We start from the raw sequence: 9,289 nt of genomic DNA on the forward strand, positions 1-9,289 counted from the left end.
CTTGCTTTCATGCATATCGGTCCCCCGAACCAGCCATTTTTGGGCGACAAGCATTGGTCTGCACCTTCGGCACGAAAAAGGCGCGACGAAGATCGCCGCGCCTTTCAAAAATCCAGATCCCTCTCCAAGCCAGGTTCAGGCGTTGGAGCTTCCGTCGCGCGTCCGAGAGACGCCCGAATGGCTCAGGCAGCGCGGAGGTTGACGGCCTTGGGTCCCTTGCCCATGCGGTCCGGCTCGACGTCGAAGGTGACCTTCTGGCCGTCGACGAGCGTGCGCAGGCCCGAGGCCTCGATCGCGGAAATATGGACGAACACATCCTTGGCGCCGCCGTCGGGCGTGATGAAACCGAAGCCTTTGGTCGCGTTGAAGAATTTAACGGTGCCGGTCTGGGCCATTGGGGAAACTCCTTCACCCGTTCAGTCTTTGGTGGTCCTGCCCGCCGCCTGGCGCAAAGGGCAGTTCCCGGTGGTTGCTTCGGCAGTCATGCATTGGCGCATGGTCAAACCCCCCGCCGAAAACGGGGCCGTCAGAGATTCACAGTATCGGGGAAAGGTCGTCCAAAACGTTCCGCTCTCCGGGTCGCAAATGCCCGAACACGGAATTTATCGCACGGAAACGTGATGGTTGCAAGATAGCGCCGCGGGCCGCCGCATTGGCGCATCCCGACGCATGGATCGACTGACCTGAACATCGATCGGCTCGGCATAGGCTGGCTTGCCGGTTGGGTCATCGGCCAGAGCCGGGGCACGAATAGGCCAGTTGTCGAGGTGGCTGGGCAAGCCGACGCCGGCCATGGTCGAGACGCCGTTTCCGTCTGAGGGGACTGCAAACAGGGGTTGCATTTGGCAAGGTAATGGCGAGGATCGGCAACCGGGGACGCGATCGTGGGAGATCAACATGCCATTTCTGGCGGCAATCTTTTCGCGACAGGGTTTTGCCATCCTGTTGCTGTCGACAATTCTTGCCGCTTGCACCGTCGTCGTCGATGACGGACCGGGGCCGCGTCCGCCACGTCCCGAACCGCAATATTGCAGCCGGCAGTACGAGCCGGTCTGCGCCCGCCGCGGCGGCGACCGCCAGACCTTCGCCAACGCCTGCCTTGCCGACCGGGCCGGCTATCGCATCGTCCGCGACGGTCCGTGTCGCGACGGAGGCGACGGCGGCGCCGGCGAAGAACAGACGTTCTGCACCCGCGAATATGCGCCGGTGTGCGCTCGCCGGCACGGCGAGATGCGTACCTTCCCCAACGCTTGCGAGGCTCGGGCTGCGGACTATCGCGTCGTTGACGACGGGCCGTGCTGAGAAGGCAAGGCGTGCCTTGCCTTCTCACCTTTTTGTTGGAGAAAGTGGCCGAGCGAAGCTCGGTCCTATGAGTTGGGCCGGCCTCAACCGTTTCGGTGCCGCGCGCCAATTCACCGCTTGGGCGGGGCGGGAGCCTCGCCGGCCCTTCGGGCCCCCCAAGGGGAGAATGAAAAACCGAGGCGTTCGGTCAAATTCCCGTCGGATAGGCTCCATCAGCCGGGCCGGCGTAAAGCTCGCTGCCATTGTCGTCGGAAATGCGCAGGCGATCGGGGATTTGCGGCATGGCCAGCGTGTGGAACAGCGCGGCGGCACCCTGCAGGGCGGCGCGCAGGTTCGGCGCTTCCAGCGACACCTTGTCGAGCGTGGCTTCGTCGGCGTCGCGCGACCGGTAGAACTCGATGACTAAGTTCAAGCGCGCCTCCGTAGTGGGCAGATGTTGCGCAGGCCTGCTATGTCAGTCCGTCGCCTCACATAGGGCGACAGAGAGGGCGCACGAGGCGCGCCCTCCGGTTTGTCAGCCCTTCGACTTCGGCTTCAGGCTGCTCTCGGCCTGCTTGACCGACGAGCCGAACGGGGAGGCGGGCTTGGCCACGACCTTGTTCTTCTTCGGCTTGCGCGTTTCGCGGTTGCTTCGCTGTTGACCCTTGGACATATCGTGCTCCTGTTGCGTGCTGACTTGGCTTTGCTGGGGTCTCAGACAATCGGGTTGTTAGCAGCAACCGGGTCGTTGGCAACGACCGGGTTGTCGGCCGGTTCGAGATTGTCTTCGGTGGTGACCCGCTCATGGGTCTCCTGCTCGCTGCGGATGCGGTATTGCGGCGAGCCGTCCTTGACCGGCAGCCTGCTCTTGATCTGGAACAGTTCGGCGGTCTTCTGGACGAGGCCGATACGGCTCTTCATGCGCACTGTCTGACCGATCGCAAACTGGTGCGCGGGCGTGTCGGTGCGCGGGCGCGCATTCTGCTGGAAACGGATCATGCTGCATTCTCCCTGTCGCGCTTCAGCGCTGTTTCGAGTTCGAGGTAATCGATGGCGACAAGCTGGCGGGTGGGCGGGTTTTTCACTGCCCTTGCCGGCAGATGGATGAAAGTGGCGACGCGGCGCCAGGCAAGTCGTGACATGCCCTCGATCAACTCTTCGTCGTGATCGATGTCGTAGTCGCCGGCCGGCAGTATCCCTTCCAGCCCGCCGAGCACGAAGGGCGTCGCGAAATGCGCGATGGAGTGGGTGGTGCGGTCCGGCATTGTCTTACCTATGCAAAGCAGCGGTCCTGAAAGCAAAAAAGCGGGGACGAACCCCGCTTTCCTATTTCCGGCAGTCGCTGGAAATAAGCCGCTTTCGAGAGCTGCCAGTACATCCGTGGTCAGCGTTCATCGAATTCGGCCGGATCAGATCAATTGCAAATTGGCGGCCGACTCGCGGCCCTTGGTGTCGCGCTCCAACTCGAACCGCAGCTTCTGGCCTTCGGCGAGGCCGGGGAAGCCGGCGCGCTCCAGCGCGCTGACATGGACGAAAACGTCCTTCCCGCCTTCGGTCGGCTGAATGAAGCCAAAGCCCTTCTGGCCATTGTAGAACTTTACGGTTCCGGTGTTCATATGGATCTTTCGAAAGAATGAGACATGGCCGCGGAGCAAAACGGACCGCGCGCCCGATATCGATGATTGGAATAAGAATGGCGGGTCGAGAACCTCCGACGCCGCGAGATGCCAATTCTGGCCCAAAGCGATATCGTAACATAGGCCGATAGGGCCCGTTATTCAAGAAGATTTATGAAAAACACTGACGATGGCAAAAAAATAGATCGCTGTAACTATTTGAAAAAGTCTGATATGGGTCGGCGACTTTCAAAAATTGCTTAAAGTCACGCTGGGCCGATTGTCCAGGAACTTGCATTTTATTTATTTCTGGAAGGATGAAAACCATGATTTCCGTCAGAACCCCGAGAGGCATGACCGTAGCGATCAACCCGATCATCAAGCCAGCCGTCATGCACACCATCGCCGCTGACCCGGCCGGCAAGCCGATGATCGTCAAGTCGGCACGACTGACCATCAGGAGCGACGAGGCTGCGAGGCGAAGGATCGCCGACACCGATGGAACAGTTCGGCGTGCCAGGCAGGTCGCCGAGACCAACCGGCTAATTTGATCCCTTCCACGCCGTTGCAACGAGCGAGACACCAAGCGAAGCCTTGAACCTGCCGCGCCGATGGCCTAGATCGCCACAGGCGTACAAAACACGGCAGGTTCCCATCAACAGAGATCAGAGACGAGCGGCGGGCGCGGGAGCCAGATCTGGCGCTGGAGGACAGCCGCCGTTGGGGCTCGACCAGCGTGTCCAGCAGGCGCTGCAGCTGCATCAGGCCGGGCGTCGGCAAGAGGCCGAAGCGATCTACCGGCAGGTGCTGGCGCAGAAGGCCAATCACGCCGCCGCGGCGCATTTCCTGGGGCTGCTGCTGCACCAGACCGGGCGCAGCGCCGAAGGGCTGGACCTGATCGAACAGTCGGTGCGCTTGCAGCCCGGCAATCCGGATTTTCAAAACAATCTAGGCACGGTGCTGCGCGACCTCGGCCGGGTCGCCGCTGCCGTCGACTGCTTCCGCAAGGCGGTGGCGCTGCGGCCCGATCAACTGGCGGCGCGCGACAATCTCGGTTCATCACTGAAGCAGCTCGGCCAGTTCGAGGGCGCCGAAGAGATCTATCGCGGCACGGTCGGGCGCAACCCCTTCCATGTCCGCGCGCGCATCGGTCTTGCCGAAACGCTGCAGGAAGCGGGACGCCTGGACGAGGCGCTTGCCGTCTTCCGCGAAGCGCTGGCGATCCGGCCCAAGGATGGCGACCTGCTGCATGGGCTCGGCGTCGGGCTGATGGAAAAGGGCAAGCTCGATGAAGCAGCCGAGCTGTTCCGGCAGGCGCTGGCGGTCGACCCCGGCATGGCGAGAGCCTGGCTGATGTTGACGCAGGTCAAGCGCCAGAAAGAACGTGATAGCGAATTGACCAGTATGGAAGCTCAGCATGCCAAGGCGCCGCAGGACAGCCTGGCGCGCATGCAGTTGTCCTTCGGTCTCGGCAAGGCCAATGACGATCTGAAGGATTATGGCCGAGCCTTCGACTATTTCGCCGAAGGCAATGCGATCCGCCGCAAGGGCATCGACTACGATGCGGCCAAGACGCGAGCCGAATTCGAGGCGATGAAGGCAACCTTCACCGCCGGCTTCTTCGAGAAGCACAAGCCGAGCACGATCGAGGACGACACGCCGATCTTCGTCGTCGGCATGCCGCGCTCGGGCACGACGCTGGTCGAGCAGATCATCGCCAGCCATCCCCATGTCCACGGTGCCGGCGAGCTCAGCATCCTGAAGACGGCGGTCGGCAAGCAGTTTCCCCTGACCATGAAGGGCGGCTTCCCGGCAGGGATTGCCGACATGCCCGACAAGGCTTTCGCCGAGGCCGGCGAGGCCTATCTCGACATGCTGCACGCCCGCTATCCCGGCTTCAAGCATGTCACCGACAAGATGCCGGGCAATTTCCTGCTGATCGGGTTCCTGCATCTGATGCTGCCGAAGGCCAAAATCGTCCATTGCGCGCGCGATGCGGCGGCCACCTGCCTGTCGATCTACAAGGTGCATTTCCGCAGCGACAGTCACCGCTATGGCTACGATCTCGGCGAACTGGCCGATTTCCACAATCTGTACACCGACATCATGGCGCATTGGCACACGGTGCTGCCAGGCGTCGTGCATGATGTGCGCTACGAGGATTTCGTCGCCGACCAGGAAGGCCAGACGCGGGCGCTGATCGCCCATCTCGGCCTGCCTTGGGACGATGCGGCGCTATCCTTCCACAAGACCGACCGGCCGGTGCGCACGGCTTCCGCCGCACAGGTGCGCCAGCCGATGTACCAGGGCTCGGTCGATCTGTGGAAACGCTATGGCGACAGGCTGAAGCCGCTGCTGGATAAACTGGATTAGCGGCCTGGCTACAGTTTATCCGAAGCCCCACGGGCGGAGCAGCCGCGAAGCGGCGTCGCAGAGACCCGAGGATCCATTCCGTGACCTCGATCGAAGGATGCAAACGGGGCAGAATTGTTCACCGTTTTCAACGTTTTAACGTCACCGCATGGATCCTATGGTCTGCGCCGCGTCGCCTCGCTCCTTGCTCCGCCATAGGATAACGAAGCGATGGGCACTCGGGCCAGTCTCCAACACCTACGATCAGTCAGACAGGCGCCAGCTACTTACTTAAAGCTCCATGAACGTTTCGAAGCCGCCGAAGATCATACGATTGCCGTCGAACGGCATGGTCGACCAGTCCGGCTTCATGCGCGGATCGGCCATCACCTTGGCCATGATTTCGTCGCGGCTCCTACGCGATCCATAGACGACCCAGGAGAAGACGACGATCTCGTCGTCCTTCGCCTGCACGGCACGCGGGAAGGACGTGACCTCGCCGTAGGGCACGTCGTCGCCGACGCATTCGACATAGGCGAGCGCGCCATGCTCCTTCCAGACAACGCCGGCGGTGTTGGCCAGCTTCTTGTAGTCGTCGAGTCTTGCCTTTGGCACGGCAAGCACGAAGCCATCGACATAGGACATTGTTGGTCTCCTGTTGCTGGAATCGGGCGCCGGGCCGGCAGCCCGGCGCAGATGAGCGCATCACCCCGTGGGGTAGGGCGTTGCTGCTCGCTAAATCTTACTTGACCGGTGCGTTCATCGCCCAGGCCACGCCGAACGGGTCCCTAACCTGACCCCAACGGTCGCCCCAGAACATGACCTGCAGCGGCACCACTTCCTCGCAGCCTGCATCGATCGCGCGTTGCCACCAGGTTTCAATGGTGTCGTCCTGGAGGTGCAGCTGCAGCGTGTAGCCCTGCGCATCCTTGTGCGGATGGCCGTGTTCAGGATAGGCATCGCCCAGCATCAACGTCGAACCGTTGACGTATAGATGGATGTGCATCGTGCGGCCTTTTTCGTCCGGCGGATAAGCAAACACCTGCTCGGCGCCAAAGGCCTTCTTATAGAATTCAGCGGCCTTGAAGGCGCCGTCAAGTTGCAGATAAGGGGTCAATCCGCCGAGCACTTTAGCGGCGGGCTGAACGGGGGTCTGATCAGTCATGTCTTGCTCCTTTTGCGTTTGGCCTTGCGAGCCATAGGACGGATGAGGCGGCGGCAATGCTACATGGCCGCCAAATTTTTTCGGCGGACCGGCCCTGGATAGGCCAAGCTTTCGAATGCGCATGTCGATGCAGGCGACACCGCTTTAGACGGTCGCTTCGGTCAGGATTCTCTGCGGATATGAGGAGCATTTTGGGCGTCGATCACGATTTCCGGCCAGCCGATGTCCTTGCGCAATTCGATCGGCAATGAAAGGAGGACGCGTTCGCTGCGATAGCGGGCGCGAGCCTGCGCGTAGCGGGTGGCGGCGTGACTTATGGATGACAGGGTGAACATGATGCTTTGTCCTCGGTTGAAGCCGGCATCATCGTGTCGGCATTCCAAGGACGTGGCGCGTGGTGGTCATCCGACAGACGGTCGATTTTTTTAGCTGCCTCCGTAGTCGGCTCAAGGCAGGTGTTGCCAACGCGGTTTACTTCAGGCAGCCGTTTCCAAACGTTCGATCGTTTCTAGATCGGCCTTCTTGGCCTCTCCCTCGATAGCCAGGTCGTAGCTCGCCTGCATGTTCATCCAGAACTGCGGCGTGGTTCCGAAGAATTTCGCAAGGCGTAGCGCTGTGTCGGGCGTCACCGGTGTTGTCTCGCTGGCGAGGCGCTCGATGCGTGTGCGCGGCACATGCAGCTTCTTGGCCAGCGTGTAAGGTTTCAGGCCAAGCGGCATGAGATATTCCTCGCGGAGGATTTCTCCCGGATGAATAGGTGGGTTGATGTTCAGCATTTGAAAACCTCAATGGTAGTCGGTTATTTCGACATCCTCGGCTTGTCCATCCACCCAGCGAAAGCAAATGCGAAACTGATCGTTGATGCGGATCGAATGCTGACCGGCACGGTTGCCTTTCAGCGGCTCAAGCCGGTTGCCGGGAGGCGTCTTCAGGTCCGATAGTTCGGCGGCATTGTCGATCATGAACAGCTTTCGCTGGCTGACCGGACAAGGTCCGACGGGAACCCCTTCGGAGCCTTGCCGTTCGAAACGGCCTCGCTGGTCTTGTCCTTGAACGAGCGTATCATCTGCCGTATCCGAGCAGCGTACCTTCACATGATACGCTTCGTAAGTCAAGAAAACGTCTCATATCGTGATACGAAATTTTGAACTGATGTCGATCGGCCGAAATTTCACAGGCATGGATACCGTCACGCCGCCAAAATCGTTACCCTTCCGCCTCAGCCACCGAGCGGAAGAAATCCTCCGGGTCCTCGACTTCTATCAGCCGCCGCTTCTCGATCAGCCAGAAGCGGTTGCCGATGGCGCGGATGAAGGAGCGATCGTGCGAGGCGAGCAGGCAGCTTGCCTGATGCGCCAGCAGCTCCGCTTCCAGCGCTTCCTGGCCGTCGATGTCGAGATGGTTGGTTGGCTCGTCAAGCAGATAGAAGTTGGGGTTGGCGAGCCTGAGCGCCAGCATCATCAGCCGCGCCTTCTGGCCGCCGGACAGCACGCCGATCTTTTTCTCCTGCATCTCGATGACCACGCCGGCGCCGGCCAGCAACGAGCGGGCGCGCTGCTCGCCGACATCGTAGCGGCGCGAGACCAGCCCCAGCGGCGTGTCGTCGCCGCTGATGCCGGACAGCGCCTGATCGCTGTAGCCGAGCACCGTCGACGGCGTCACCTTCACATTCCGCACCGTGTCCGGTTCGACAATGGCGTTGCGGATCAGGGTGACGAAGCGCGACTTGCCGACGCCATTGCGGCCGAGCAGGACGATGCGGTCGCCCTGGCAGATGTGGCGCTTGCCAGTCCTGAACAGCAGCGTGCCGTCGGGCGTTTCGACAGCCACGTCGTCAAGCGTGATCAGCACTTTGGCGTGCGTGCCGCGATTGGCGAGTTTTATGGCACCGGCCGACTTTTCGCGATGTGCCGGGTTCGCCGCTTCTTCGAGTCTTTCCGCGCGCTGGTTGAGCTGCTTGGTCTTGACCGTCAGCAGGTCGCTACCTGAATTGATGCCGATGTTGTTGAGCTTGGCCGCCTGCCGGCGCAATTGCTGCGCCACCTTCATGTCGCGCTGGAACTTGCGCTCCGTCGAGCGTCGACGTCGTCGAGCGCCTGCCTGGCGCGTGAATAGGGCAAGGCAAACACCGGCGACCGTTCAGGGCGCAGGAACAGCGTCCGGTTGGTGGTGGCGTCGAGAAAGGCGCGGTCGTGGCTGGCGATGACGACGGGCACCTCGCGCGGCAGCGTGTTCAGCCAGGTCTCAAGTTGGCTGATGCGGGCAAGGTCGAGATGGTTGGTCGGCTCGTCCAGCAGCAGCACATCCGGATCGGTGACCCAGACGCGGGCGATCAGTGCCAGCCGCTGCCAGCCGCCGCTCAGTGCCTGCATTGGCCGTTCGCGCATCGGCTCCGGCACGTCTAGCGAATCGAGCACCACGTCGACACGCCACACCTCGCTGTCGGCCTGCTCCGGCTGCAGGGCGTCGGCCACCACCTGATGGAAGGTATGGCTGAGAAGGGCTGGAGCGACGGACTGTTCGACATGGCCGACGCGCAGGCCGCGCGTGCGGGTGATGTCGCCCGAGGTCGGCTCCATCGCGCCGGTCAGACATTTGAGCAAGGTCGACTTGCCGCGGCCGTTGGCTGCGACGATGCCGAGCCGGTCGCCGCCGCCGATGGTGAGGTCGAGCTTGGAGAACAGCGGCGCACTCATGGTGACGCCGAGGGATTTGAGGCTGATCAGGGCCATTTTGATTTCTCTGGTCTTGGCCGCCTCTTTGTCGGAGCATGATCTTTTCCGAAAACCGGTTCCCACTTTTCGGGATCATGCTCTAGCGGCTCAATGCACTTTGACGGTGCGCCCACCGGCCATCAGGTTCGGCGTTGCGGCAC

The 9,289-nt window shown here is 61.7% G+C and carries 13 protein-coding genes and 2 pseudogenes; 3 read left to right on the forward strand and 12 right to left on the reverse strand.

From position 1 onward, the window contains the following. Window positions 1–182: 182 nt before the first annotated feature. Window positions 183–395, reverse strand: a complete 213-nt coding sequence (locus tag NKJ90_RS25490; RefSeq protein WP_006202520.1) for a cold-shock protein — start codon at window positions 393–395, stop codon at window positions 183–185. 502 nt (window positions 396–897) lie between these two features. Here NKJ90_RS25490 and NKJ90_RS25495 point away from each other — a divergent pair. After that, complete coding sequence (locus tag NKJ90_RS25495; protein ID WP_023761224.1) at window positions 898–1,302, forward strand: Kazal-type serine protease inhibitor family protein; 405 nt, start codon at window positions 898–900, stop codon at window positions 1,300–1,302. 187 nt (window positions 1,303–1,489) lie between these two features. Here the strand turns inward: NKJ90_RS25495 and NKJ90_RS25500 are convergent, their stop codons facing one another. The 5 genes from NKJ90_RS25500 to NKJ90_RS25520 form a co-directional block, all read right to left on the reverse strand. Beyond that, entirely contained in the window at window positions 1,490–1,714 is a 225-nt protein-coding gene (locus NKJ90_RS25500) for a hypothetical protein (protein ID WP_023761225.1), read from the reverse strand. 102 nt (window positions 1,715–1,816) lie between these two features. Beyond that, entirely contained in the window at window positions 1,817–1,954 is a 138-nt protein-coding gene (locus NKJ90_RS25505; RefSeq protein ID WP_023761226.1) for a hypothetical protein, read from the reverse strand. Between the two features lie 41 nt (window positions 1,955–1,995). Next, the gene (locus NKJ90_RS25510; RefSeq protein WP_023761227.1) at window positions 1,996–2,280 is read right to left on the reverse strand and encodes a hypothetical protein; all 285 of its coding nucleotides are present in this window, start codon (window positions 2,278–2,280) and stop codon (window positions 1,996–1,998) included. Further along, complete coding sequence (locus NKJ90_RS25515) at window positions 2,277–2,546, reverse strand: hypothetical protein (RefSeq protein WP_023761228.1); 270 nt, start codon at window positions 2,544–2,546, stop codon at window positions 2,277–2,279. Before NKJ90_RS25515 ends, NKJ90_RS25510 begins: the two co-directional genes overlap by 4 nt. A gap of 144 nt (window positions 2,547–2,690) precedes the next feature. After that, window positions 2,691–2,897 carry a cold-shock protein gene (locus NKJ90_RS25520; protein WP_031260730.1) on the reverse strand — a complete coding sequence of 69 codons (207 nt, stop codon included), beginning with the start codon at window positions 2,895–2,897 and terminating at the stop codon, window positions 2,691–2,693. Between the two features lie 326 nt (window positions 2,898–3,223). On the opposite strand from NKJ90_RS25520, the gene NKJ90_RS25525 reads away from it, so the two are divergent. Together NKJ90_RS25525 and NKJ90_RS25530 are read left to right on the forward strand one after the other, a co-directional pair. Next, on the forward strand, window positions 3,224–3,448 hold the full coding sequence (locus NKJ90_RS25525) for a hypothetical protein (RefSeq protein ID WP_352487115.1): 225 nt from the start codon (window positions 3,224–3,226) through the stop codon (window positions 3,446–3,448). 169 nt (window positions 3,449–3,617) lie between these two features. After that, window positions 3,618–5,270: a tetratricopeptide repeat-containing sulfotransferase family protein gene (locus NKJ90_RS25530; RefSeq protein ID WP_023761231.1), complete on the forward strand. Its 1,653-nt coding sequence runs from the start codon at window positions 3,618–3,620 to the stop codon at window positions 5,268–5,270. A 270-nt stretch (window positions 5,271–5,540) separates the two neighbouring features. Here NKJ90_RS25530 and NKJ90_RS25535 read toward each other — a convergent pair whose 3' ends face one another. The 6 genes and pseudogenes from NKJ90_RS25535 to NKJ90_RS25560 all read right to left on the reverse strand — a co-directional run bounded on the left by NKJ90_RS25535 (window position 5,541) and on the right by NKJ90_RS25560 (window position 9,146). Beyond that, window positions 5,541–5,894: a DUF1428 domain-containing protein gene (locus tag NKJ90_RS25535; RefSeq protein WP_023761232.1), complete on the reverse strand. Its 354-nt coding sequence runs from the start codon at window positions 5,892–5,894 to the stop codon at window positions 5,541–5,543. A 97-nt stretch (window positions 5,895–5,991) separates the two neighbouring features. After that, on the reverse strand, window positions 5,992–6,414 hold the full coding sequence (locus NKJ90_RS25540) for a VOC family protein (protein WP_031260733.1): 423 nt from the start codon (window positions 6,412–6,414) through the stop codon (window positions 5,992–5,994). A gap of 161 nt (window positions 6,415–6,575) precedes the next feature. Continuing rightward, entirely contained in the window at window positions 6,576–6,749 is a 174-nt protein-coding gene (locus tag NKJ90_RS25545; protein WP_084025581.1) for a hypothetical protein, read from the reverse strand. Window positions 6,750–6,890: 141 nt separating this feature from the next. After that, complete coding sequence (locus NKJ90_RS25550) at window positions 6,891–7,190, reverse strand: HigA family addiction module antitoxin (RefSeq protein WP_023761235.1); 300 nt, start codon at window positions 7,188–7,190, stop codon at window positions 6,891–6,893. A 9-nt stretch (window positions 7,191–7,199) separates the two neighbouring features. Next, window positions 7,200–7,480: pseudogene (locus tag NKJ90_RS25555) on the reverse strand (type II toxin-antitoxin system RelE/ParE family toxin). A gap of 140 nt (window positions 7,481–7,620) precedes the next feature. Beyond that, window positions 7,621–9,146, reverse strand: a pseudogene (locus NKJ90_RS25560) (ABC-F family ATP-binding cassette domain-containing protein). Window positions 9,147–9,289: the final 143 nt, after the last annotated feature.

It is taken from the genome of Mesorhizobium sp. M0051 (assembly GCF_040323235.1).
Taxonomy (GTDB): Bacteria; Pseudomonadota; Alphaproteobacteria; order Rhizobiales; family Rhizobiaceae; genus Mesorhizobium.

What these genes read in the sequence shown, in the direction of transcription:
- NKJ90_RS25490 (WP_006202520.1), bottom strand. Translation starts at nt 395, where the DNA reads ATGGCCCAGACCGGCACCGTTAAATTCTTCAACGCGACCAAAGGCTTC.
- NKJ90_RS25495 (WP_023761224.1), top strand. Translation starts at nt 898, where the DNA reads ATGCCATTTCTGGCGGCAATCTTTTCGCGACAGGGTTTTGCCATCCTG.
- NKJ90_RS25505 (WP_023761226.1), bottom strand. Translation starts at nt 1,954, where the DNA reads ATGTCCAAGGGTCAACAGCGAAGCAACCGCGAAACGCGCAAGCCGAAG.
- NKJ90_RS25510 (WP_023761227.1), bottom strand. Translation starts at nt 2,280, where the DNA reads ATGATCCGTTTCCAGCAGAATGCGCGCCCGCGCACCGACACGCCCGCG.
- NKJ90_RS25515 (WP_023761228.1), bottom strand. Translation starts at nt 2,546, where the DNA reads ATGCCGGACCGCACCACCCACTCCATCGCGCATTTCGCGACGCCCTTC.
- NKJ90_RS25520 (WP_031260730.1), bottom strand. Translation starts at nt 2,897, where the DNA reads ATGAACACCGGAACCGTAAAGTTCTACAATGGCCAGAAGGGCTTTGGC.
- NKJ90_RS25525 (WP_352487115.1), top strand. Translation starts at nt 3,224, where the DNA reads ATGATTTCCGTCAGAACCCCGAGAGGCATGACCGTAGCGATCAACCCG.
- NKJ90_RS25535 (WP_023761232.1), bottom strand. Translation starts at nt 5,894, where the DNA reads ATGTCCTATGTCGATGGCTTCGTGCTTGCCGTGCCAAAGGCAAGACTC.
- NKJ90_RS25540 (WP_031260733.1), bottom strand. Translation starts at nt 6,414, where the DNA reads ATGACTGATCAGACCCCCGTTCAGCCCGCCGCTAAAGTGCTCGGCGGA.
- NKJ90_RS25545 (WP_084025581.1), bottom strand. Translation starts at nt 6,749, where the DNA reads ATGTTCACCCTGTCATCCATAAGTCACGCCGCCACCCGCTACGCGCAG.
- NKJ90_RS25550 (WP_023761235.1), bottom strand. Translation starts at nt 7,190, where the DNA reads ATGCTGAACATCAACCCACCTATTCATCCGGGAGAAATCCTCCGCGAG.